Below are 23,472 nucleotides of genomic sequence, written 5' to 3' on the forward strand. Positions count from 1 at the left end.
GTGAGGGGCTTGGAAGGTTAGTTGTATCAAGAAGCGAACTCATGAGTTGATTCATGGGTTTTATGTCGCGCGTCTGGTTGAGAGAAATAATACGAAGCATAATAATAAAGGAGCGTCTCATGTCGTCATACGGAAGTAACAAGGCAGTATTACCGTTTGCCACTATGCAGTTGCTGCAAGATGACTCGGCCGGTTTGGCGATTCAGGCTTTCTATGATTCGGTTGTGCAGGAGCATTGTCAGTCTGACAAAGTCAGCGTCAGGCAGGTGGTCACGCCAGAACAGTTCAGCGAGTTATCACGGGCGCGTTATCGTTTATATGGTCAGCGCAAGGTCTATTACCGTACCTTGTTCGGTGATTCGGTCGATGAAACCGTCTGTCTTGACGAGTACGACTCCCGCTCTTATGTCTTTGCCTGTTATTACGATGGCGACATCATTGGTACCCAGCGTATTACGCCGTTTCCCCACGAGTCCGGCGAGTACATCGAGCATCAGCGCCTGCTGAAGTTTTCCGGTCCCGGCTACGAGAAAACGTGCGTTGAACTGTCCCGGCTGATCGTCGACAAGCACGCGCCGGTCAAGAACGTGGTCACCGCGCTGGCCATGACCGGTGCCTCGCTGGTGGCGCTGCTTGGTGGCTACAGGACCTTCATCACCTATGTGAAGCCACGCCTGGCGCCAAAATTCGAGAGTTCGGTGTTCGACCAGGACGGCATCCTGTTCCAGATCCCCGCCCGTGGCGAGCATTACTACGCCTTGTACAAGGGCGAACTGTTGCCTTCGGTGACCCCGTACTTCGGCCTGGATCAGTGCCCGGCGGACCTCAAGGACATCGATGCGCTGATGCGTTACACCCTGGCCGCCCGCGCCAGCCGCCAGGCCCTGGCGGTCTGAACAGAATACTAAAACGACAATAACGAGGTTGATGTCCGATGGAAGCCCAGAACAAGGCTGTGGTGATCGAGTTCTATGAGCGCATGTTCGCCCAGCGCGAGTTGGCGGTCGCCGATACATTGATTGCCGAGAACTATGTGCAGCACAATAACGTGTTCATTCCGCCACGTCGTGAAGGTTTCAAGAAGTACTTCGCGCAGTTCTTCAAGACGTTTCCCGAGTCCGGAACCCATATCAAGCAAGTGTGTGCCGAGGGTGATTATGTCTTCCTCTATGCCACCCACTGGGCCAAGCATCGGTTCTTTACCGTGAAGTACAAGGTGATCGATATCTATCGTGTGGAAAATGGTGTGCTGATGGAACATTGGGACACTATCGAGGGGCTCGGCTTCTTCTCCAAGTTCATGTACATCATCAAGTCCGTGTTGCGCCTGTAAACCTGCGACGACGCAGGCATATGACAAATGTCATGAACGATTCATAAAACCATCAGGGAAAGAGTGAAATGACTGAATTTCGTACCGAGTTGAAGGCCGTTTGCGACGCCGAATGGGACAAGATCAAGGCGGGGCGCTTCTTTCAGATGATGAAACGTCCCGAGTTGCAACGGGAGCTGTACATCAAGTCGATCGTGCAGGTGTATCACTACACCAAGAACAATGCGATCAACCAGGCGGTGGCCTGCTGGAACCAGGACCACAAGAAGGTCGGCCTGCTGCGTTTCGCCATGAAGCATGCCCTGGAAGAGTTGGGCCATGAAAACATGGCCTACAACGATCTGATCGCCATTGGCGTGGACCCGGCTGAGTTCGAGAAGCCGATGTTGCCGGCCACCGAGGCGTTCTACGGCTACCTGGACTATGTCTCGGTCTGCCGTGGCATCATCCCGCGCCTGGGCTACAGCTTCTGGGCCGAGGACTCCTACGAGCACCTCGAACCGATGATGGACATCTGCAAGAACAGCCTCAAGCTGACCGACAAGCAGATGACCTTCTTCGTCGCCCACGCGATCATCGATGCCAAGCACTCCGAAGAGGTCAACGCGGCGATCGATCGTTGGGTGGTCACCGATGAAGAGAAGGCCGCGGTGAAGCAGGTGGCGCGTACCACCGTGTACCTGATGGGCAAGATTCTCGAGTCGGTTGCCGACGAGTTCTGATCCTGTCAACGATGTCTGCGGGAGCTGGCCTGGCCCAGCTCCCGCAGCAAGGCTTTCAGCGCTGGCGCAGGCTGTTTTCCATTCGGCTGATCCCTTCCTCCAGCAATGCCCGTGGGCAACCGAAGTTCAGGCGGACGAACTGCCTGGCATCGTCAGCGAATTCCACCCCGGCACTCAGGCCAACCTTGGCCTGGTCGAGGAAGAACTGATACGGATCTTCCAACCCCAACGCAGTGCAATCGAGCCAGGCCAGGTAGGTGGCTTGCGCCGGATGCATGATCACGCCTGGCAGGCGGGTCTGCACGGCCTGTTGCAGGTAGTCGCGGTTGCCCTGCAGATAATCCCCCAGCGCCTTGAGCCATGGCCCGCATTCGCGGTAGGCGGTCAGCGTGGCTTCCAGCCCCAGGGCATTGACGCTGTCGACCATGCCACCACGGGCGGCATTGAAGCGCTCGCGCGTGGTCGGGTCCTGGACGATCGCGTAGGCGGTCTTCAGGCCAGCAATATTGTAGGCTTTGCTCGCCGACATCAGGGTGATGGTGCGCGTGGCGATCTCCGGGCTCAGGGAGGCGATCGGCACATGACGGCGTCCGTCGTAGCAGAGGTCGGCGTGGATTTCGTCGGAGATGATCAGCGCACCGCTTTCCAGACAGGCCTCGGCGATCCGTTGCAGTTCCTCACGAGGGAAGACCTTGCCCAGCGGATTGTGCGGGTTGCTCAGCAGCAGCGCACCGCCGTCCTGCAGTGCATCACGCAGGGCGGCGAGCGGGGTGACGTAGTCGCCCTGGGTGTCACGTTCGAACGGCAACTCGACTTTCGGCAGGTTCCAGTTCCCCGGTGCCAGGCGCAACGGGCGGTAGTTCGGGGTTTGTACCACAACGTTGCGGCCTGGTTGCACGAACGCGCGCAAGGCCATGTTGAAGCCCGGCTCGACGCCCGGCAGGAACACCAGTTCCTGCGGTTCGACCCGCCATGCGTACTTGTGCCACAGGTCGGCGACAATGGCCTCGCGCAGAGCATCCTGGGCCACGCTGTAGCCCAGTTGCGGATGTTCGAGGCGCTGGTGCAGGGCCTGGGTGATCTCGTTCGCGACCGGCAGGTCCATGTCCGCTACCCACATGGGCAGGACATCAGCGGGATAACGGCTCCACTTGGTGCTGCCGGTGTTGTGGCGGTCGAGCAGGGTGTCGAAGTTGAAAGTCATGCTGGCGGAAAATCTCGCAGGAAATCCCCGAAGGTGTCGGGTGTTCAGGTCTGCAAAGGCAGTTGAGCGTTCGCAGGCCCGGCGTCTGTCATTCGCGGTAGCCCAGTCTACCCGGTCGTGGTGGCGGGTGGCACCGGTTCCACGCGATTGCGCCCATTGTCCTTGGCCCGATACAGGGCCTGGTCGGCCTCCTTGAGCGCCTGGGCGACGGTCTCTCCGTCCCGTGGCCAGTGGGTGACGCCCAGCGATACCGTGACCGGGATGCCGTTCGGACTTTCGGTATAGGCCATGGCCGCGCGCAGCCGTTCGGCAACCTGGACCGCCTGGCTCAGCGGCGTGTTGGGCAGCAGCATGAGGAATTCCTCGCCACCCTGGCGGCAGAGCACATCGCTTTCGCGTGAATGACGGCGCATCTGTTGGGCCAGGTGCTGCAGCACCAGGTCACCGGCACTGTGCCCATAACGGTCGTTGACCTGCTTGAAGTGATCGATATCCAGGGCCAGCACCGAGAACGGCTGATGGTGACGCTCCCAGTCGGCGATGATCAGCTGCAAGCCCCGTCGGTTGGTCAGGCCGGTCAGCGAGTCGGTGACGTTTTCCAGGTTGAGCCGGCCCAACTGCTGGTGCAGCGAGAGCAGGGCCTTCTGCATGGCGTTTTTCAACTGAGCCGCTTCGTAGTACCAGGCCCTGACCTTGCTCACCGACTGGGAAGCGCTCGAGGAACCCCAGTGTTCGGTCGAGTTGGCCAGTTGCCAGAGCGGTTTGGTGATCAGCGACGAGAACCACCAGATCACCAGCAGCGATAGCAGCGACAGTGGCACGGCATAGCCGGCAACCTCCAGCATCAGATGCTGTAGGCCCGCCAGGGTCAGGCTGGTGGGGCGCTGGCTGATCACGCCCCAGCCGATTCGCGGTACCGGTGCATAGCCGGTCAGCATATCGATGCCCTTGGAGTTGGTCAGCCGTTGGCTGCCGGTGACACCGGTGATCACTGCATCGATGGCGGGGTTGCCCTTGATCACCTCGCCGATCCGCGTCGGATCCTGGTGATAGATCAGCCGGCCCTGGGTATCGACCACGTAGAGATAGGAACCGTCGCGGTAGTAGTGCTCGCCCAGCAGTGAATGGAGGATGTTCGGTTCGTTGAGGTAGATCCCGGCACCGAGGTAACCCAGGTAATTGCCATCGTCATCGAAGACCGGATGGGATATCTGGATCATCAGGTGGTTGTTGTTACCGATATAGGGGCTTGAGATATAGGGCTGGCGCGATGCGCTGGCCTGGCGGGTACCTTCGCTGCTCGATTGTGTGCCGGTGAGGCGCATCGACAGCGGCGAGGACGCGATGATCAGGCCGTCGGCGCGAATGATCACCACCGAATTGAAGCTGTTGGTCTGGCGCCGCAAACGGTGCGCCTCCTGCCACAGTTGTTCCGGTTGGTCCCAGATGGCTGGCAGCAGGCCGGCACTGAAGGCCAGTTGTTGCTGGGTCGACTTGAGGAAGTCATCGGTGGAACTGGCCAGCTTCGCCGCATAGATGCGGTTGGCCTCCAGGGTCTGGCCCATCAGGAAGTTGCGCTGGGTCTGGTAGCTGGCGAAGAACAGGTTGCCAGCGGTCAGGGTGACGACGGCAAGCGAGAGCAGCAGGATCAATCGGCGGAGGTCGATGCGTGGCATGAGTTTCTTGTGAGAATAGGTGGGCGCTGCTCGCAGGAGCCAAGAGCTAATGATAGAACAGTGCGTGCGGCAGGATGAGAGCACATGAGGGTAGACAGGTAAAAAAAACGCCCCACGACGAACGTTTTGCCCCAACGGCCCCCTAATGTCACGATTATCTGACCTGAAAAGGACAGCGGTATGACATTTTTTCTGATCATCGCCCTGGAGTTTGGCGCCATCGGGGCCGCCATCTGGGCGTTGGGGCATTTCGATGGGCGCGGACGGCGCCAAGTGCCTGTGCGCCAGTCGAGCGTCAGTTGGAGCTACGGCCCAGAACGGGAGGGCTCCCTCGAACGGTTCGGGGAAGTCCTCCTGGTGCTTTCGCTGGTATTGCTCGCGGCCTATCTCTGTCTCTAGAAAATGTAGTCAGTGGTCAGGAAGCTCGATTCGCGGTTGCGGATGATGTCGCTGATCAGCGCCTTGTTGCTCTCCTGGAACTTGGTCGCCACCAATGTGCGAATCGAGAACACCCGCAAGGCGTCGTGGACCGAGAGGGTGCCTTCGGCGGAGTTCTTGCGGCCGTTGAACGGGTAGGTGTCCGGGCCACGCTGGCACTGGGCATTGATATTGATCCGCCCGACCTGGTTGGCGAAAGTATCAACCAATCGGCCGACCTGGGCCGAGTTCGTGCCAAAGAGACTCAGTTGCTGGCCGAAGTCCGACTCCAGCACGTAGTCGATCACGGTTTCCAGATCGCGATAGGGCACGATCGGCACCACCGGGCCGAACTGTTCCTCCTGGTAGACACGCATGTTCGCGTTCACCGGGTACAGCACCGCCGGGTAGAAGAATGAGGCACGGCTCTGGCCTCCGCCGGGGTTGACCATCCGCGCGCCCTTGCCGACGGCATCGGCCACCAGGCCGTTGAGGTAGTCGACCTTGCTCGCTTCCGGCAGCGGTGTCAGTGCCACGCCGTTGTCCCAGGGCATGCCTGGCAACAGGCTCTGGACCTTGCGATTGAATTTCTCGATGAAACTGTCGACCACGTCTTCATGCACGAAGAGGATCTTCAGCGCGGTGCAACGCTGGCCGTTGAACGACAGCGAACCGGTCACCGATTCGTTGACCGCATTGTCCAGGTCGACCTCGGGCAGCACGATCCCCGGGTTCTTCGCATCCAGGCCCAGGGCCGCGCGCAGACGGTGCGGCTTGGGGTGCAGTTTCTTCAGGTCGCTGGCGGCCTTGTTGGTGCCGATGAAGGCAAAGATATCGATCTTGCCGCTGGCCATCAGGGCGCTGACGGTTTCCCGGCCACTACCGTAGATCACGTTGATCACCCCGGCCGGGAAACTGTCGCGGAAGGCTTCCAGCAGCGGACGGATCAGCAGCACGCCGAGCTTGGCCGGTTTGAACACCACCGTGTTACCCATGATCAGGGCCGGGATCAGTGTGGTGAAGGTCTCGTTCAGCGGGTAGTTGTAGGGGCCCATGCACAGCGCCACGCCCATGGGCGCCCGGCGGATCTGGCCGAGGGTGTCCTGCTCCAGCTCGAAGCGGCTGGAGCGGCGGTCGAGTTCCTTGAGGGCATTGATGGTGTCGACGATATAGTCGCAGGTGCGGTCGAACTCCTTTTCCGAGTCCTTGAGGTTCTTGCCGATCTCCCACATCAGCAGTTTGACCACCGCCTCGCGCTGTTCGCGCATGCGTCGCAGAAAGGCTTCGACGTGCTGGATACGCTCGGCGACCCGCATCGTCGGCCATTGGCCCTGACCTCGGTCGTAGGCGCGGACCGCCGCGTCGAGGGCGGTGAGGGCGGTTTCGGCATCCAGCAGCGGGGTGCTGCCGAGGATCACCTGTTCGTCACCGCTGGCGGTGGCCAGGTACACCGGGCTGCGCACTTGCGCCAGTGGGCCGTTCCAGGTGCGCAGGGCACCGTTGACCAGGTATTCGCGTTGTTCCTGTTGGCCTTCGAAGCGGTATTTTTCCGGGATATCCGCCGCGCTGGGAAACAGTGAGTCGAGCAGCTTCTGATCGGTCATGAGGCTATACCCTGTCTGATGGGAAGAACGCTGAAACGCTTCAGTGATTCCTGCTGTTTTATCACGAAACATCTTAGTCGCGTCCAGTACAAACGACAGCGTGGGAGGGCAATGGTTGAAGGGCCAGGGCACACGTCGCAGAATGGCGGCCATTTTTCTTTTCAAGGCGACCTTCATTCATGACGCTGGCTACGTTGCTCCTGTTCATGATCAGCTCGGCGGCAATCATCGCGATGCCCGGCCCGACGGTCCTGCTGGCCTTGCACAACGGCTCCAACCATGGCGTGCGGGCGGCAGCCTGGGGTATGGGCGGGGCGGTGTTGGCCGATGCCCTGTTGGTAACGGCGGTAGCGTGTGGCCTGGGCATTCTGCTGCAGGCCAGCGAAACGCTGTTCCAGGCGGTGAAGTGGGGCGGGGCGGCCTATCTGGTGTGGCTCGGCTGGAAGATGTTGCGTTCGAGTGGGACTTTGACCGAGCTGCCGGTGCAGCAAGGCTCGACCCGTAGCGCCGGTCTGTTCATGCGCTGTTTCGTGGTGGCGCTGACCAATCCCAAGGCGTTGCTGTTCATGTCGGCATTCCTGCCGCAGTTCATCGACAGCACGCAGCCGCAACTGCCGCAGTACGCGGCACTGGCCCTGATGCTGACGTTGCTCAACGTCAGCATCATGCTGTTTTACGCCCTGTGCGGTGCCCGGCTGCTCAGCCGTTTGCAGGGCGGGCATCTGCGGGCGTTCAACCGGATGACCGGTGGGCTGCTGATGACCCTGGGCGGGGTGCTGGCGTTTTATCGGCGCGGGGCGACGAACTGATAGCACCCGCTGTTTAGCCCGCCGCTGCGTTGATGAATGCCTCATCGAGTGAGCGGGCGTTGTAGGTGTTTAGAAATGACTGCCCGTCGGCGAAGCGCCTGAAGCGGTTTTGGCTGATCATGTAGAAACAATCGCAGTGTTCGGCGATTTCCTCGACATTATGCGATGACACCAGAATCGCCTTGCCGCTCTGCGCGGCACCGTGCAGGCACTGCCAGATGTAGTGCCGGAACTCGGGGTCCACGCCGGCCGTTGGCTCGTCGAGGATGATGAAATCGGCCTCGATCGACAGCAGCGAAAGGGTGAAGAACCAGCGTTTTTCACCATAGCTGCACAGCGATGATTTCTTCTTCCAGATTTCCTGATAGCGCTCGGTAATCTGTGGGCTCCATGATGAAAGCCGACCCAGCACCTGTGCCTGGGAGATCGGTGCGGACGAGCATAACAGTGTCGTCATTCTGAATATGTCGAACATGCGCAGGGCGGGTGGTGTTGTCAGGATCTGTGAAAGATACAGCTGTCTGGGAAAGGTACTGATGACCTCGCCGTGAGTGGGTTTTCTCAGCTTGCACAGTAGGTCGAAGAACGTTGTCTTTCCTGATCCGTTCGAACCAAGCAGCCCGGTAATCGCTCCGGCTTGTGCGGTAAGCGAAGCTTCTTCGAAAATGATTCTGTCGCCATAGTTGAAGGACAGGCGATTGGCTTGCAGGGAAGTCATCAGTACCGGCTCCATACAGGATTGATGCGAAGCAGCTTGACGCTGATTGCCATGCTGACGGTAAACAGGAAGACAGACAGTAGAACCCACTCATATTGCTGGTTGAATCCCAGTGCCATTAATTGGGATGCATGCCACAGGGGATTGCTGGTGTTGAGGACTTCAAGAATGAAATTGTCGGAAACACCTTGTGACAAGCCAAGAACCAACATGGCCAGCGATAGTGCTGATAACAAGGTGTTGGCGTTCTGGAAGTTGATAGGCAGCAGTGTTAACAATACGCCGAATGAACAGAAGAACAGGTAGCTGATCTGGAAGTTTATCAGGATGAAACCAAACTCCCGGATTGAATAGAGTTCGAAAGGTAGACGCGTACTCAGATAAAAAGCGGCGCAATAAATGGCTGAGATGATCAGATAGGCGAGGTTCTGGGCGATGAGGAAAACCAGCCTTGATTCCTGATTGTAGACGAATGACCGGATGAAGCCGCTCTCTCGTCGGCCAATGATGTAGAAGGAAAAACCAAAAAGAGCGACGTTGGAGGCAATGTAGGCGTAGAACCAGGCGGTGCGTTGAATATAGTCATCGGAAAAGGCAAGGCTTTCTCCTTTGGAGAGTGCCAGCAGGTAAAAGGCTGCACAGGGAGAAATGATGATCCAGAAGAGTGCGATGGGCTCCTTGAACTGTTCCTTTATGAAGATGAGGGCCAGGTTTCCTGCTCGATAGGCGATGCCGACTTTCATGTGGCTGCTTCCTGAGTGGACGGTGTGGCTATCTATAGCGCCTGGATGAAAGTGCGGCCACTCGGAAGTTTGTTTTTGTGGGAATTTTCTTTTTCGGATTGTATTTAAAAAAAATAAAATCCATTGGGTTTTTTCGCTTTCAAAGCGGTATGGTAATGGATGGTTGGGTTATTGTAAGAAACTTCCTTCGAGATAAAGGGAGTTCTTCTATTGTCGGCAGAAGTCTGCGATGACCGCTCCACTTGCGTGAGTCAGCAAATGGAGCGGTAGACGGACTCACTGAGTCAGACCTTCGGGTCCTCATGTGCCTTGAGTGGATGCGCATATTGCGGCTTGAGCTTGCCATCCTTGTCCAGCAGCCATGCATCGAGGATTTCGCGCACCACGGGACCGGCCACGCGACCGCCGGCCTCACCGTTCTCGATCATTACCGAAATCACGATCTGCGGGTCTTCCGCCGGGGCGAAACCGACGAACAAGGCGTTGTCGCGGTGACGCTCGGCGGTCTTGAGGCGGTTGTAACGTTCACCCTGCTTGATCGCCACCACCTGCGCCGTACCGCTCTTGCCGGCGATCCGGTATTGCGCACCGACTGCGGCCGCCCGGGCAATGCCGCGTGGGTCGTGCATCACCAGTTGCATGGCGTAGTTGACCTGTTCCCACTCCCGAGGGTCGCGCAGAACCAGGTTCGGAATCGGGTTTTCGTCCACCGGCGGCACCTGGCCGATGGTCTTGGCCAGGTGCGGACGATTCCACACGCCCTTGTTGGCGATCAGCGTGGTGGCCTGGGCCAGTTGCAGCGGGGTGACCTGCATGTAGCCCTGGCCAATGCCGAGGATCACCGTCTCTCCCGGGAACCAGGTCTGACGGCGGGTGGCGCGTTTCCACTCGCGTGACGGCATCAACCCGGCCGACTCCTCGAACATGTCCAGCGAGACTTTCTGGCCGATGCCGAACTTGTTCAGGTAATCGTGCAGGCGGTCGATTCCCAGTTTGTTGGCCAGGTCATAGAAGTAGGTGTCGTTGGAGCGCATGATCGCCGCATTCAGATCAACCCAGCCGTCGCCGCTGTGGTTCCAGTTGCGGTACTTGTGGTCGACGTTCGGCAGTTGGAAGTAGCCCGGGTCGAACACCCTTGTCGTCGGTGAGATCACGCCGCTGTCGAGACCTGCGATGGCCACTTCCGGCTTGATCGTCGAACCTGGCGCATAAAGGCCGCGCAGGGCCCGGTTGAAGAGCGGGCGGTCGATGGAGTCGCGCAGCGCCGAATAGTCCTTGGCACGGATGCCGGTGACGAACAGGTTGGGATCGAAGCTCGGTTTGCTTACCATCGCCAGCACTTCGCCGGTCTTCGGATCGATGGCCACCACCGAGCCGCGACGATCACCCAGGGCGTTTTCAGCGGCTTCCTGCAGCTTGATATCCAGGCTCAGGACGATGTTCTTGCCGGGAATCGGATCGGTGTGCTTGAGCACCCGCATGACCCGACCCTGGGCATTGGTCTCGACTTCCTCGTAGCCGACGTGGCCGTGCAGTTCGCTCTCGTAGAAACGCTCGATGCCGGTCTTGCCGATGGATTGGGTGCCGCGATATTCCACCGGGTCGAGCTGTTTGATTTCCTTCTCGTTGATCCGCCCGACATACCCCACCGAGTGGGCGAAGTGATCGCCCAGCGGATAATGCCGGACGAACTGCGGCTCGACCTCGATCCCCGGCAGCTTGAATTCGTTCACTGCCAGCAGGGCGATCTGTTGTTCGGTCAACTCGTAGAGCAGGGTCACCGGCTCGAACGGATGGCGCGACTGCTTGAGCGCCTTGCTGAATACCGTCCGGTCTTCTTCCGGCAGATTGAGCACGCTCATCACCGTGTCCAGCACCTGGGTGACATCGCCGGCGCGTTCGCGGGTCAGGGTCATGTTGAAGCTGGGCTGGTTGTCGGCGAGCACTTCGCCGTTGCGGTCGAAAATGATCCCGCGTTCCGGCGGAATCGGCAGAACGTGGACGCGGTTGTTTTCCGAAACGGTGGAGTTATAGCTGAACTCGACGACCTGGAGGAAATACAGGCGGCCTACCAGCGCGCAGGCCAGGCCCAGCACCAGCAGCCCGCAGGCGATCAGGCGCTTGTTGACCAGGCGTTTTTCGGTCTCGTGATCCTTGAGATGAATGGGATCGGACATGAGGAACCTGTCTTGTGCAAAGAAAATTGACTAAAAAACTGCCTGCTAATAGATAAAATGCATAGCTGGCTATTAAATCGGCGCACAAGATAGCAAGAAGTACTGGACTTGGGGGCTTTATTGACATGGTTTTGCTCACTGGCCGACGGATGCGGTATGTCTGGCCAGTGAGTGGGGTGGGGGATGCGCTATCCGAGGGCTGTTTTGTCGAAACGCTTGTTGGAACAGTAAGGATATCGTGTACAGCTCAGATACTTGTTCTGGCGTTGGAGCCAACCTTTCTTACAGACTGGGCAAAGCACACGTTTGATCTGCGCAAGAGGAACATAGGTGATCGATGCTTGATGTTCCGACTGCAGCAGTTCGTTGACAAACATGCTCGGGCGCTCGGCGGCACAAAGGAGTGTGACGCCGTGTTTTGCTCGCGTCAGGGCGACATAAAATAACCGGCGTTCCTCTTCCCAAGGGTCGGGCTGGTCGGGGAGAAGGGCTTCGATCAAGTTATCCATGGGCGCGTGATCGGAGGGAAAACCTTTTTTTCCGCTGTCCATACCTACAAGTATGACGTGATCGCGTCCCAATCCTTTGGTGGCGTGCATCGAGTCCCAGTGTACGTCCAATCCTAGCGGGAGGTACTGAGTGTTCAGGGACTGAAGTGCTTCTACCGAGAGCCCATCTGGAAAACCGGAGCGTTTACTGCGTGTCAACACGAATACTTGGAGGGGCTCGCGTGCTGTGTGTCGTTTGACCAGGCTCGCCAATTCATCGTGCAACGCGTCCAAGCGCTCCTTTGCTGAATCGACGTGCTCGACGATTTTCAACGTGGGGCCCGCTGCTTGCCTGTTTGAGCTCACCTTTTTGTCGATATGTCGATTGTTGGCTTGAGTGGGTGACATCACAAAGCTGCGCGCGACATCGGCAATTTGTTGTTCGCAGCGGAACGTCGCCGACAGTTTGCGTACATCGACAGAGCCCAGGGCCAAACGAGAGGCAGCCTCAGTCTTATCGTCGATGCGGCTGTTGAAGTCATGTAAGGCGCGAAATTCGCTGATATCCGAACCAGCGAAGCGATTGATGGCTTGCCAGTCGTCTCCCACGCAGTAGAACCGGCGTTTTTCAAGGTAGTTGTCGCGTCACCGTCTAACTATGCTGCTCTTTTCTCGACTGGCTGCTCCCGATCAGGGTTCAACAGCACCGTACCCATCGGCTCCCAGTTTCGCGTCTGTCCAGACCAGCGTTCTGGGCTTCTCTCCCGGGCTTGCTCGTACAGCTCATGACGCCGAGCCAGGATCTGATGATCCTGACCACGGTGCCGTTCGGCCGGGGTCACAAAGCGGATTCGGCTGTGCCGGTGCTCGTGGTTATACCAACGCATAAAGTCCCTGACCCAGGCGCGTGCGGCGTCCAGGCTGGCAAAGCCATCTGCCGGCCATTGCGGGTAGTATTTCAACGTCCGAAACAGTGATTCCGAGTACGGGTTGTCATTGCTCACTCGCGGTCGGCCACGTGACGGCGTGATGCCCAGCTCATGCATTTTGCTCAACAGCGTCAGCGATTTCATCGGTGCTCCATTGTCCGAGTGCAGCACCAGTGGCTCGTGCAAACACTGCTCGCCGATCACGCTACGTTGCAGTAGCGCAGCCGCCTTCTCACCGCTTTCTTCTTCGTAAACCTCCCAGCCCACGGCCTTGCGGCTGTAAATATCCTCGATCAGGTACAGGTAGTAATACTTTCCGCGCACCGGAGACGGCAGGTAGGTGATGTCCCACGACCACACCTGGTTCGGCCCTTTGGCGGCATACGTCGTCGGTGCCACGTGCCGCCTGGGGCGCTGGCTACGACCACGATGCTGCTGTTGGCCTGCCGCACGCAGCACCCGGTAAAACGTCGACTCCGACGCCAGATAGAGCTGCTGATCAGCCAACCTCGGTACGATCTGGCTCGGCGGCAAATGGCCGTAGCCCGGGCTGTTACACACGTTTAGGATCGCTTGTCGTTCGACCTCGCTCAGCGCATTGCGCGGCCTGGATCGTACCGTGGTCGTTCGGGCGTCTGCCTGAACCGCATCAGTTTCAGTCCAGCGCTGCACGGTTCTGAGCGAGAGACCGACTTCCTGGCAGGCCTTGATTTTCCGGGCGCCGGCCATCCGGGCTTCACTCAACCAGGTCACCAGTAATTGCCGTTCCGGCAAGGCGGTCAGTTGTCCTCGTTGTCGATCCCCCAGTAGTCGTTGAGCTTTTTTCGCAGCACCAGCAACGCGGCGGTTTCAGCCAGCGCCTTGTCTTTGCGGCGCAGCTCGCGCTCCAGTTCCTGGATGCGTTTCTTGTCCTTGCGGGCTTGCTCGCGATCGTCTTTTTGCTGGGCTTTGTCTGCCTTCTGGCCGTTGATGCAGGCTTGCCGCCAAGCCTTGATTTGCTCGGGGTACAGGCCTTTGCGACGGCAGTATTCAGCCAGTTCAATTTCGGACAAGCCGGCGGTTTCAAGGACGACGGCAAACTGGGCTTCGGCTGTCCAGTTCTGGGCCGATGGGATGTTCTCGGACACTGCGTTTCCTTCAGAGCGGGCCTTTCTGCGCCAGTTGGCCAATGACATGTCGCTGACCCCTTCGCGCCGAGCAACCTCGGCCATCGACAGGCTCAGTGGGGGAAGCAGCATTTTGAGCAATGCGGCTTTGCGTTCCGGTGAATAGTACGGCACGAACAGTCTCTTTCCGCCCCCGATCTGCGTTTTCAGGAAAATTCGGAGAGGCGACAACTATCCTGACACCGGGGGGAACATTGCGTCCTTTTTGGCATGATCCAGCATGGCTGCGACGAGATTCGCTCTGGCCCGCGAGATATCCTGGAACTCGTCGACCATGACAAATTTTACCGCGAGGCTTGGTGGAGGGTTGTTCCGCAGTATGTGTGCGCCATCGCGAATCATCGCGGCAAAGTCCAGAAGCGGCGGATTCTGTGCTGCCATGAACACATCAAGGGACTCGCAGTAAGGGCGCATCCATTTGAGAAATCGATTGCTGCGTTCTCGGTTTTCCGAATCGAGCCGGTCATAGCGCGTTTGCAATTCGTCGAAGGTCAGGCCTGAGTCGCGGTGCTTGCTGACAAACTTCGCCAGCAGATCATGGAAGTCGGTGTCTTGTGCGAACGCGGCAAGGGCTTTGGCTTTCAGTTTTTCGCATTCGGGGTGGACCGTGACACCGCGTGCCTTGAGTTGTTTTTCTAGAGTGTCGAACAGGCTGCCATCTCGGATACCCGCACTACTGGTCTCAATGAAGCGACTGCCCTTGGGTTGCAGTGGGGTTACCAACAAATTCTGGAAAACGTGGCGTTTTTTGTTTGCTCGCTTCTCATACTCCTTTGCGCCCAGGAATTTGGGGGCGCGGCCTTCTGCGTTTAGGCCGAAGTGTTCGTGATAGATCTCCTGCATCCGTTTGTCTGCGGGGAAATAGGTGAAATCTGCCTCATAATTGCTGGCTCTGTTATTGATGTCATGGGCAATCTCTGGTGGGCATGCTTTTTCATAGGCGAAATCAACCCTGTGCAGATATAGCCAGTTGTAGATTTTCGCCTCCTCGTGAGAGCGGACAAATATTCCTGGCTGTAATGTAGGAACGGCTAGGTCCCATGTTTGCCCGTCGCGCTGCTTGGATTTTACGTAACTCCGACAGAGTTCGTGGTAACGGCTCTCAAGAGTCGATAGCGTGACGGCCGGATCAGGGGATGGACTGTTGTCGTTGAGGAATGGATAGCGGTAGTACGTGGCCCACTCAAGCAGGTCCCTGGAAAAGTCGTTCCCGGCCCCAAGAAGTTTTTGCAGATGTTGTTTGAGCAGATGCGGGTGTTTGTCGAATTGCACCAATTTTGGCCGGCGTCGTTGCTGGCCTTGCGTTGTCGAGGCATGTTGATGTAACCAGAGCTGCAGTCCCAGGGCATGGAAGGTTCGGGCTTTGATCGTGACCGTGCGTCCCAATTGGCTGTTTATCCGTTCCTTGATCCGTTCACGGATTTCGGCTGCCGCATTCTTGTTGAACGCAAGCACCAGTATCTCGTCATCCTTGAAGTATCCAGCCTTCAAGGCGAAACCGGCCTTAGCGACAATCACTGAGGTTTTGCCCGAGCCGGCGGCTGCCACGGTGAGGTTTGAGTCATCGAAGCATAAGGTGGCTTTGATCGGTTCTGGGGTCAGTGGCTCAGACTCGACCGTCTGGAAGTACTGTGCATGGGTCAGGGCGGTACTTGCCATCCACAACGCATTCATCTTTTGGCGATGCTGGTCTCCTTCCGTGAATCGTCGGTTCAGCAAATCCCAGCGTTTGGCGAGTTGATCTATAGCTTCCTTTGGAATCACCGGCGAGCTTTTCAATGAGGTGATTGCCTGGTGATGGCGGTGAATGAACTGCCGGCAGTCATCCAGAAACTGTCTGTAGCGGCTTGCCCGTATATAGCGGTCGGGCGGGGTGAACACTTTGCTGGCTGATTCCATGGCGTTGAGTTCACGAATAATTCCCGCCAGCAACTCGCCACTCAGAGCTGTGTAATGTCTATTCAAGCCTAGCTGAAAATTGGTGATCGTTCGTCGCGAACCTATCAGGATGAAGCGCTTGGTGATCAGTGGCTCATGAGCATTCTCGGGCTTTGACACACGGCTTATTTCCAGGCAACCGAGCCCAATGGCACTTAATAGCCAGGGATGCTTTCTGGAAATTCCAGTGACCCTGAAAAGGCTAAATTTCCTCATGAGATCCTGGCACAGGGTGGCCTTATCAGATTCGATGCTGAAGGTCTTGAGTGGGCGCCGCGTGAACCAGCCTAGCCAACTTGGTTCCTGGTATTTGAGAGAGTCGTTTGATATTACCTGTGGGAAAGAGGTTGGCATGTTCAAAGAAAATAAACCTATGAGCGTAGGGCGAATATAGATGGCACTTTGCCCAATTTAACCGTTTGGCTGTCCATATGGCTATCAGTGGGCTTGCGGCGCAGAGAAGGGGCGATGGTTATCAATCATTCGTTTCAGAATGTTTCTGATGTTGATGTTATATCGTATCGATTTTAGATTGGCCGGCCTCACTCCTCTCAATAAGCGCTCGCTATGACGTCCACTCCCGGATCGGTCGCCTCATCGGCCGTTCTCCATGCCCGTCTTTGTGCCATCGATGCCCTGCGGGGTTTTGTCATGCTGTGCATGGTGGTCGACCATGTCCGCGAAACCTTCTTCATGCATCGGCAGGTCGGTGACCCGGTCGATGCCCTGACCGTTGCGCCGGACCTGTTCTTTACCCGCTTGCTCGCCACACTCTGTGCGCCGGTGTTCATCTTCCTCACCGGGCTGTCGGCGTTTCTCTACAGCCAGAAACACAGTGCCCGGGACACCTCGATCTTCCTGCTCAAGCGTGGGGTGTTCCTGGTGCTGCTGGAGCTGACCCTGGTCTGTTTTGCCTGGAACGCTGAGTTCCCGCCGAAGACGTTGTGGCTGCAGGTGATCTGGTGCATCGGCATCTGCATGATCGTGCTGGCCGGCCTGCTGCACCTGCGGCGTGCCTGGCTGGTGCTGCTCGGGTTGCTGATCGTCGGTGGGCACAACCTGCTTGATGGCGTGGTGCTGGGGCCGGAGTCGCCGTTTTTCATTCCCTGGTCGGTCCTGCACCAGAAGGTCTTCATCCAGCTCACCGAGTACACCCGTGCCCGTACCACTTATCCGGTACTGCCGTGGATCGGCGTGATCCTGCTCGGCTGGAGCCTCGGTCCGTGGTTCGCCAGCGGCGTCGAGCCGGCGGTGCGGCGCGTGCGCCTGTTGAAACTTGGCGCGGGCCTGCTGTTGGCCTTCGTGCTGATCCGTTACCTGAACGTCTACGGTGACGCGCCCTGGGTGCAGACCGGCGATACCCTGCGCACGGTCATGAGCTTCCTGAGTGCGAAGAAGTACCCACCGTCGTTGATGTTCCTGCTGCCCACCCTCGGCGTCGGCCTGTTGTTGCTGGCCGCTTTCGAAAAGCTGCAGGAGCGCAAGGCGATTGCCATCCTGGCGATCTATGGCGGCGCACCGATGTTCTTTTACCTGTTGCATCTGTATGTGCTGAAGGCGATGTACCTGTCGGCGTTTACCCTGTGGGGCGCGACCGAGGGTAGCGTGTATGCGTTCAGCCACTTGTCCAGCCTCTGGCTGCTCAGCCTGCTCTTGTGCTTTGGCCTGTTCTTCCCGGCGCGCTGGTTCGCCCGGCTCAAGCAGCGGCGGCGGGATATCGCCTGGCTCAAGTATTTCTGAGTGGGTTTGCAGGCCTTAGATCACCTGCGCCAAGTGCAATTCTGTCAGCGATAGCGCCTTGAGGTCGGCCAGCTTCGGATCGCGTCGATCACGCGGATGTGGCAGGTCGACCGCCAGGGTCTGGCGAATGCGACTGGGGCGGTTATCCATCACCAGCACCCGGTCGCTGAGGTACAACGCCTCGTCGACATCGTGGGTGACCAGCAGCAGGGCAATGTCATGCCGCCGGGCCAGTTGCAGGAGCAAATCCTGCAGCTTCATGCGGGTAAAGGCGTCCACCGCGCTGAACGGCTCATCGAGCAACAGCACGCGGGGTTTGGAATAGAGCCCGCGGGCGATTGCCACCCGTTGCGCCATGCCACCGGACAACTGCTTGGGCAAGGCCTGGGCGAAACCGGCCAGGCCGACTTCCTCGATCAGTTGGGTGACCCAGGCTCGGTCGTAATGCGCGTCCTCGCTGAAACCGATGTTCTGCTCCACCGTCAGCCAGGGCATCAGGCGCGGCTCCTGGAAGACGAAGGCGATCGGCGAGGGGGTTTGTTTCAGTTCGCCTTCGAAGTCCTTTTCCAGCCCGGCGACGATCCGCAGCAGGGTGCTTTTGCCGCAGCCGCTGGGGCCCAGCAGGCTGACGGTTTCCCCTGCGTGCAGTTGCAGGCTGACCTGCCTGAGCACCGTGGTTTGGGCAAACGCCTTGCGTTCGACGTACAGCTCCAGCAGTGATTCGCTCATGCTCATGACTCCCGGCTTTCGCCGTTGAAGGTGTCGCGCCAGGCCAGGAAGTGTTTCTCCAGGCCGGCCAGCAAGCCGTCGCTGATCTTGCCCAGCAACGCCAGGACAATGATTGCTGCCAGCACGATATCCGGGCGCGAGGTTTCCCGGCCGTCGCTGAGCAGGTAACCCAGGCCCTTGGTCGCGGCGATCAGTTCGGCCGCCACCAGGAACATCCAGGCCAGGCTCATGCCGCTGCGCAGGCCGGTGAACAGCCCGGGCAGGGCGGCCGGCAGCAGGATCCGACGCACCAGGCGGTAGCGGCTGAAACCGAGCATCTGCCCGACCTCCACCAGCTTGCGGTCGATATCACGGATCGCCGCCACACCATTGAGGTACACCGGAAAAAACGCACCGATGGCGATCAGGACGATTTTCGAGGTCTCGTCGATACCCAGCCACAACAGCAGCAAGGGCACCCAGGCCAGGCTCGGGATCGAGCGCAGGGCGGCGAAGGTCGGTTCCAGATAGGCTTCGGCCTCCCGGCTCAGGCCGACCCAGGCGGCGAACACCAGGGCCAGGCCGGCACCGATGGTGAAGCCGCTGAGGACCCGCAGCAGACTGGCGACGATGTGCTTGCCCAATGAACCTTCAGCGAGGTCGCGCAGGGTCAGGAGGATGTCGCTGGGTGCCGGCATCTGGTACGCCGGTACCCAGCCAAGGCGGACCACTGCCTCCAGCAGGACGATGATCAGTACCGGCAGCACCAGCCCCTTGAGCCGCCGTGGCCAGACCGACGGTGAGGCTGACGTGGGGGCAGGTGTGTCCAGGCCGACAGGCAGGGCTTTGCTCTTGGTGTTCATGGGGGCTCCAGGTCGCCGTTACGGTTGGGCGACCGCCACAGGATTGAAACGGCTGTCGATCAGCTGATCGATAACCTGGTCGACATTCACCCCGCGCCGAACCAGTTCTTCGGACACCAGGATCGGCGCGGCGGCCTTCGAGGCCACCAGGTCCTGCGGGCCCAGGCGGGCGTTTTTCAAATCGGTGCGCGACAGTTGCAGCTTGGCGATATCCAGCGGCAGGCCGGACTCGCTGGCCAGCAGGCCAGCCAGTTCATCGGGGTTGTGCAAGGCCCACTCACGGGCTTTTTCGTAGGCTCCGAGCACGGTTTCGATGGTCTGCGGATGTTCCTTGGCAAACGTCTCGGTGACGCTGAGCACCCCGTAGCTGTTGAAGTCGCGGTTGCGGTAGAGCAGGCGCGAGCCGGCCTGGATCTCGCTGGCGGCCATGTGCGGATCGAGCCCGGCCCAGGCATCGACGTCGCCTTTTTCCAGGGCGGTTCGGCCATCCGGGTGCTGCAGGTGTACCAGTTCCACGTCGTTCTTGCTCAGGCCGGCCTGCTGCAGGGCACGCAGGGTGAACAGGTACGGGTCGGTGCCCTTGGTGGCCGCGATCTTCTTGCCCTTGAGGTCGGCGAGGCTCTGGTAGGGCGAGTCCTTGCGGACCAGCAGCGCGGTCCATTCGGCACGGCTGTAGACATACACCGACTTGATCGGGCTGCCGTTGGCCCGGCTGAGCACGGCGGCCAGGCTGGCCGAGGAAGCGAAGTCGACGCCACCACTGTTGAGGTATTCCAGGGAACGGTTGCTGCCCTGGCTCAAGACCCAGGTGACCTGGGTTTGCGGCAGGGCTTTTTCCAGCCAGCCGAAATGCCGCAGCGCCAGGCTGACGGGGGAGTAATAGGCGTAGTCCAGCCTGACTTCGGCCGGCGTGGTGTCGGCGGCCTGGGCCAGGGGTTGCAGGCCCAGCACCAGCGCCGTGGCGGCGGCCAGCAGGCGGGCGGCCTGGGTGATCGGGTTGAAGGCTTTCATCGGATGCTCCTGGGAGAGGGACTGCGGGGCTTATTCTTAATCAAGCAGTCTTGATGCCGAGGAACTGCTTAAAAGGAATAATGCAGCCTCTGTGCCAGCCGATGCTCGCAGCCCCAGGTTTTACTCGACCCCTGTGGGAGCCGGCTTGCTGGCGATAGCGGCGGTTCTGGCAGTACAACTTCCAGCGAATGGCCGCCGATTGCGGTGCGCGGGCAAGCCCGGCTCCTACAGGGTGGTGGTGATGTCCTTCCAGGCACAGTCTGTTGAATGGCTGTTGCTCCAGCAACATTACAAACATGTTTCAAAAAATGTTGCTGTCGCTGGTTTCGACCCGGCATGCTGACAGGCCTGTTCCCCGCGCGAAGACCGTCCTCCATGTCAGCCGTGGCCGCTCACTCGACCGACTCCGCTTCCCGCCGTGCAGCGACCGTGCTGGCGCTGTGTTTGCCCAGCGACGTCCTGCTGTACCTGCTGTTGCCCATGAACACCCAGGCTTTTGGCGTGACCCTGGCCCAGGCCGGCGTCCTGCTGGCGGCCAATCGCCTGGTGCGGATCTTCGGCTACGGTTATGTGCTGCGTTATTACGCGCGCCAGGGCGACCGCGCGACCCTGATGCTGGCCGCAGCGGTCAGCGCCTTGTGTGCCCTCGGCAATTCGCTGATCTCGGGGTTCTTCTGGCTGCTGCTGTTGCGCCTGGGCTGGGGCTTGTCCTTTGCCGCGCTGAACCTGTCGACGCAGGTACTGGCGACCCTTGAGCCCGTTGGCGCGGCACGCCGGGCCGGGCGTTCGCGGGGAGTGATCGCCATCGGCCCGATGATCGCCCTGGCGGTTGGCGGCTGGTTGAGCCTGCAGATCGGGCCACGGCTGATTTTCCTGTTGCCGTGTGCGACCTCCTTGATCGGTCTTTGGGTGGCGCGCGGTTTGCCGAGCCAGGGCCATGAACTGGCGGCGCCTGCCGGGCGGCGTTTCAAATGGCCGGACAGTGTCGCGGTCTGGTCCTTTGTCGAAGGTGTGGCGCTGGATGGGCTGTTCATCTTCGGCCTGTCGCTGCAGGCCAGTGCCGTGCTCGGCGGCAATGCGGTGATCATCGCCGGGCTGCTGATGGCCTTGCGGTATGTCTCGGAAATGTTCCTCAGTCCCCTCGGTGGCCGAGTCGCCGACCGCTATGGTGTGGTACGCATGCTGTTGCTGTTCTCGATTCTCAGCGGCCTGGCCCTGACGGCCTTCGGCAGCCATTGGCTGATCCTCGGCGCCAGCTCGGTGCTGGTCCTGCGGGCGCTGCAACTGCCGCTGGTGGTGACACTGGTGGCCCAGCGCAACCCCGGTGCCGGGCGTGTCCAGGCCCTGGCCTCGAATTCGGTGTGGCGGGATATCGGTGCCGGCGTCGGGCCGTTGCTGGCCGGTGTGCTGCTGCCGGTGGCGTCGGCCAGTTGGGTGTATGCCCTGGCCGGCCTGGCCATAGCACTGAGTGCCTTGGCGTGCGCCGTTCGGGGTGAGCGTGTTCATCCCGTCGACGCTGCGCCGGCCCCATCTGCCAGGCAACCGTAAATCTTTGCTATTGAGCGGCTTTGAGGCAAGATCCGCTCTTTTGTTCAGGGAAGGATTCGGTTCATGTTGTCCGCCATTCAGCTAGCTGCACAACAGATTCGTCAGGGCGTGAGGGCCGCGACCGAAGGTCTGGTCGGACGAGAGCAACTGGCCGAGTTGATTGTCCTGGCGGCCGTGGCCCAGGAGCACCTGCTGGTGGTCGGCCCACCGGGCACGGCCAAGAGCGCCGTGGTGCGACGCGTGGCCCAGGCCATGGGCGGGCGTTATTTCGAATACCTGCTGGGGCGTTTCACCGAACCTTCGGAGCTGTTCGGTCCGGTCGACCTGAAGAAGCTGCGCGAAGGCACCGTGGAAACCGATGTCAGCGGCATGCTGCCGGAAGCGGATATCGTCTTCCTCGACGAGGTGTTCCTCGGCTCCACCGCGATCCTCAATACCTTGCTCGGTGTGCTCAACGAGCGCCGCTTCCGCCGCGGTCACACCCAGCTCAAATGCCCGTTGCGGGTCTGTGTCGGTGCGGCCAACGGCTTGCCGGACGATGAGGCCCTGGCGGCCTTCGGCGATCGTTTCCTGTTGCACCTGTTCGTCGACTCCGTGCCGGACAACCAGCTGGAGGCCATGCTCAGCGGCGGTTGGCAGGCCGATCAGATGCCTGTTCGGCAATGGCTCGGCCTGAATGAACTCGACACCCTCAGCCAGGCGCTGCCGCAGGTGGACATGGAACAGGTGCGGCCAGCCCTGGCCAACGCGATCCGCCTGTTGCGCGCAGCGGGCATCCAGTTGTCCGACCGGCGCATCGTCAAGTCCCAGCGGTTGATCGCCGCCGCCGCGTTGCTGGGTGGGCGTCTGCAAGCCACCGAGGCGGACCTCTGGCCGCTGCTTTATGCCCTGGCGACCCAGGAGGCTCAGCAGCATGGGCGTGAGGTCTTGCGCGAGGTGCTGCACCTGTCGAGCAACCGCAATCTGTTCACCGCCGTGGAGGAGGCGACGCTGCTGCCGATGTCCCGCGCCAGTCGCCTGATCGAGTCGGCACAGAGTTGCCTGATGCGCGCAGCTTCGGGTGGGCTGTTCGAACCGGGCGAGTCCGAGGCGGTGTTGCGCGAGATCGACGCGAACTTCTCGGCCGACAGCATGCCTCCCGAACTGCTGGGCCTCAGAGGGCTGCTGGTCAAGCAACTGACGCCCGCGACATGAGCCCGTCGAACCCTTTGAGCTGGGGCTGGAAAGCCCAGCCCGAGCCCACTGCGCCCGTTGCGGCGGTGGCTTGGGGGGCGGTCGCCAGGGACCTGCACGCGCGCTTGGCGTCGATGGGCGCCGAACGGCTACGCGGGCTGCAGGCCACTGCCAATCGTGACGTGCTGATCGTCAGCGGCGAGTCGTCGCGCCTGCCTTGGGTGGCCGGTGTCGAATACGCCTGTGCCTGCGAACAGGCTCCGCAACTCTGGTTGCCGAGCCTGTGGCAGCCGGATGTGACGATGGACCTGCTGGCCCAGGCGCTGCAGGCGAAGTTCGCCCGGCAACCGCTGCTGGTGTGGCATCAGCCGACTACCTGCGTGCCGCTGGATCGCTTGCTGCCGGTCACGGCCGAACTGCTGGCACGCATCGCGGCGTTCTGGCGCTGATACCGGTTCTTTTTTCCGCGCGACGTAACCGAATGCGTCCGCCTGTGTAGGTCTGT

General features: G+C 59.9%; 21 protein-coding genes. 9 read left to right on the top strand and 12 right to left on the bottom strand.

Going from position 1 to position 23,472, the window contains the following annotated elements; all coding sequences use genetic code 11:
• Nucleotides 1–119 precede the first annotated feature (119 nt).
• The 3 genes from BLU37_RS19620 (at nucleotide 120) to BLU37_RS19630 (ending at nucleotide 2,055) form a co-directional block, all read left to right on the top strand.
• The gene (locus BLU37_RS19620; protein ID WP_232000352.1) at nucleotides 120–896 is read left to right on the top strand and encodes an N-acyl amino acid synthase FeeM domain-containing protein; all 777 of its coding nucleotides are present in this window, start codon (nucleotides 120–122) and stop codon (nucleotides 894–896) included.
• A 38-nt stretch (nucleotides 897–934) separates the two neighbouring features.
• Nucleotides 935–1,333 carry a nuclear transport factor 2 family protein gene (locus BLU37_RS19625; RefSeq protein WP_010452204.1) on the top strand — a complete coding sequence of 133 codons (399 nt, stop codon included), beginning with the start codon at nucleotides 935–937 and terminating at the stop codon, nucleotides 1,331–1,333.
• 68 nt (nucleotides 1,334–1,401) lie between these two features.
• Nucleotides 1,402–2,055, top strand: a complete 654-nt coding sequence (locus tag BLU37_RS19630) for an iron-containing redox enzyme family protein (RefSeq protein WP_019361510.1) — start codon at nucleotides 1,402–1,404, stop codon at nucleotides 2,053–2,055.
• 55 nt (nucleotides 2,056–2,110) lie between these two features.
• On the opposite strand, the gene BLU37_RS19635 is transcribed toward BLU37_RS19630, so the two are convergent.
• Both BLU37_RS19635 and BLU37_RS19640 read right to left on the bottom strand, forming a co-directional pair.
• Nucleotides 2,111–3,259 carry a MalY/PatB family protein gene (locus tag BLU37_RS19635; RefSeq protein ID WP_090207849.1) on the bottom strand — a complete coding sequence of 383 codons (1,149 nt, stop codon included), beginning with the start codon at nucleotides 3,257–3,259 and terminating at the stop codon, nucleotides 2,111–2,113.
• Between the two features lie 107 nt (nucleotides 3,260–3,366).
• Nucleotides 3,367–4,935 (bottom strand): sensor domain-containing diguanylate cyclase, encoded by a 1,569-nt coding sequence (locus BLU37_RS19640; protein WP_090207852.1) that lies wholly within the window; start codon nucleotides 4,933–4,935, stop codon nucleotides 3,367–3,369.
• A gap of 180 nt (nucleotides 4,936–5,115) precedes the next feature.
• On the opposite strand from BLU37_RS19640, the gene BLU37_RS19645 reads away from it, so the two are divergent.
• Nucleotides 5,116–5,334 (top strand): hypothetical protein, encoded by a 219-nt coding sequence (locus BLU37_RS19645; protein WP_010452212.1) that lies wholly within the window; start codon nucleotides 5,116–5,118, stop codon nucleotides 5,332–5,334.
• Here BLU37_RS19645 and BLU37_RS19650 read toward each other — a convergent pair.
• Nucleotides 5,331–6,956, bottom strand: coding sequence for an NADP-dependent glyceraldehyde-3-phosphate dehydrogenase (locus BLU37_RS19650; protein ID WP_090207855.1), 1,626 nt, complete (start codon nucleotides 6,954–6,956; stop codon nucleotides 5,331–5,333). The two genes, BLU37_RS19645 and BLU37_RS19650, sit on opposite strands and share 4 nt — an antisense overlap.
• A gap of 179 nt (nucleotides 6,957–7,135) precedes the next feature.
• On the opposite strand from BLU37_RS19650, the gene BLU37_RS19655 reads away from it, so the two are divergent.
• Entirely contained in the window at nucleotides 7,136–7,765 is a 630-nt protein-coding gene (locus BLU37_RS19655) for a LysE family translocator (RefSeq protein WP_090207858.1), read from the top strand.
• Nucleotides 7,766–7,778: 13 nt separating this feature from the next.
• On the opposite strand, the gene BLU37_RS19660 is transcribed toward BLU37_RS19655, so the two are convergent.
• The 6 genes from BLU37_RS19660 to BLU37_RS19685 form a co-directional block, all read right to left on the bottom strand.
• Complete coding sequence (locus BLU37_RS19660; protein ID WP_090207860.1) at nucleotides 7,779–8,483, bottom strand: ATP-binding cassette domain-containing protein; 705 nt, start codon at nucleotides 8,481–8,483, stop codon at nucleotides 7,779–7,781.
• Entirely contained in the window at nucleotides 8,483–9,226 is a 744-nt protein-coding gene (locus BLU37_RS19665; RefSeq protein ID WP_090207864.1) for an ABC transporter permease, read from the bottom strand. Before BLU37_RS19665 ends, BLU37_RS19660 begins: the two co-directional genes overlap by 1 nt.
• A 284-nt stretch (nucleotides 9,227–9,510) precedes the next feature.
• Nucleotides 9,511–11,403, bottom strand: coding sequence for a penicillin-binding protein 2 (mrdA, locus tag BLU37_RS19670; protein ID WP_090207867.1), 1,893 nt, complete (start codon nucleotides 11,401–11,403; stop codon nucleotides 9,511–9,513).
• 188 nt (nucleotides 11,404–11,591) lie between these two features.
• Entirely contained in the window at nucleotides 11,592–12,500 is a 909-nt protein-coding gene (locus tag BLU37_RS19675; protein ID WP_090207869.1) for a 3'-5' exonuclease, read from the bottom strand.
• A gap of 47 nt (nucleotides 12,501–12,547) precedes the next feature.
• Nucleotides 12,548–14,100, bottom strand: a protein-coding gene (locus tag BLU37_RS19680; protein WP_090207373.1) for an IS3 family transposase whose coding sequence is annotated in 2 segments (ribosomal slippage) — nucleotides 12,548–13,638 and nucleotides 13,638–14,100 — 1,554 coding nt in all. Because the reading frame shifts where the segments join, the coding sequence is not laid out codon by codon here.
• A 57-nt stretch (nucleotides 14,101–14,157) separates the two neighbouring features.
• Entirely contained in the window at nucleotides 14,158–16,044 is a 1,887-nt protein-coding gene (locus BLU37_RS19685; RefSeq protein WP_157696393.1) for a UvrD-helicase domain-containing protein, read from the bottom strand.
• A 447-nt stretch (nucleotides 16,045–16,491) separates the two neighbouring features.
• Here BLU37_RS19685 and BLU37_RS19690 point away from each other — a divergent pair, with 447 nt between their 5' ends.
• Nucleotides 16,492–17,664 carry a DUF1624 domain-containing protein gene (locus tag BLU37_RS19690; RefSeq protein WP_090207871.1) on the top strand — a complete coding sequence of 391 codons (1,173 nt, stop codon included), beginning with the start codon at nucleotides 16,492–16,494 and terminating at the stop codon, nucleotides 17,662–17,664.
• A gap of 15 nt (nucleotides 17,665–17,679) precedes the next feature.
• Here BLU37_RS19690 and BLU37_RS19695 read toward each other — a convergent pair whose 3' ends face one another.
• The 3 genes from BLU37_RS19695 to BLU37_RS19705 are packed head-to-tail and all read right to left on the bottom strand — an operon-like array spanning nucleotide 17,680 to nucleotide 20,246.
• On the bottom strand, nucleotides 17,680–18,393 hold the full coding sequence (locus tag BLU37_RS19695; protein ID WP_090207874.1) for an ABC transporter ATP-binding protein: 714 nt from the start codon (nucleotides 18,391–18,393) through the stop codon (nucleotides 17,680–17,682).
• Nucleotides 18,394–18,395: 2 nt separating this feature from the next.
• Nucleotides 18,396–19,235, bottom strand: a complete 840-nt coding sequence (locus tag BLU37_RS19700) for an ABC transporter permease (RefSeq protein WP_090207877.1) — start codon at nucleotides 19,233–19,235, stop codon at nucleotides 18,396–18,398.
• Between the two features lie 18 nt (nucleotides 19,236–19,253).
• Nucleotides 19,254–20,246: an aliphatic sulfonate ABC transporter substrate-binding protein gene (locus BLU37_RS19705; protein ID WP_090207880.1), complete on the bottom strand. Its 993-nt coding sequence runs from the start codon at nucleotides 20,244–20,246 to the stop codon at nucleotides 19,254–19,256.
• A 375-nt stretch (nucleotides 20,247–20,621) separates the two neighbouring features.
• Between BLU37_RS19705 and BLU37_RS19710 the strand changes: the two genes are divergently transcribed.
• From BLU37_RS19710 to BLU37_RS19720, 3 genes are all read left to right on the top strand, one after another.
• The gene (locus BLU37_RS19710; RefSeq protein ID WP_090207881.1) at nucleotides 20,622–21,794 is read left to right on the top strand and encodes an MFS transporter; all 1,173 of its coding nucleotides are present in this window, start codon (nucleotides 20,622–20,624) and stop codon (nucleotides 21,792–21,794) included.
• A 63-nt stretch (nucleotides 21,795–21,857) separates the two neighbouring features.
• Nucleotides 21,858–22,988 (top strand): AAA family ATPase, encoded by a 1,131-nt coding sequence (locus tag BLU37_RS19715; protein ID WP_090207883.1) that lies wholly within the window; start codon nucleotides 21,858–21,860, stop codon nucleotides 22,986–22,988.
• The gene (locus BLU37_RS19720) at nucleotides 22,985–23,416 is read left to right on the top strand and encodes a bpX5 domain-containing protein (protein ID WP_090207886.1); all 432 of its coding nucleotides are present in this window, start codon (nucleotides 22,985–22,987) and stop codon (nucleotides 23,414–23,416) included. The genes BLU37_RS19715 and BLU37_RS19720 overlap by 4 nt, the downstream gene beginning before the upstream one ends.
• The last annotated feature ends 56 nt before the right edge of the window (nucleotides 23,417–23,472 follow it).

It is taken from the genome of Pseudomonas asplenii (assembly GCF_900105475.1).
Taxonomy (GTDB): domain Bacteria; phylum Pseudomonadota; class Gammaproteobacteria; order Pseudomonadales; family Pseudomonadaceae; genus Aquipseudomonas; species Aquipseudomonas asplenii.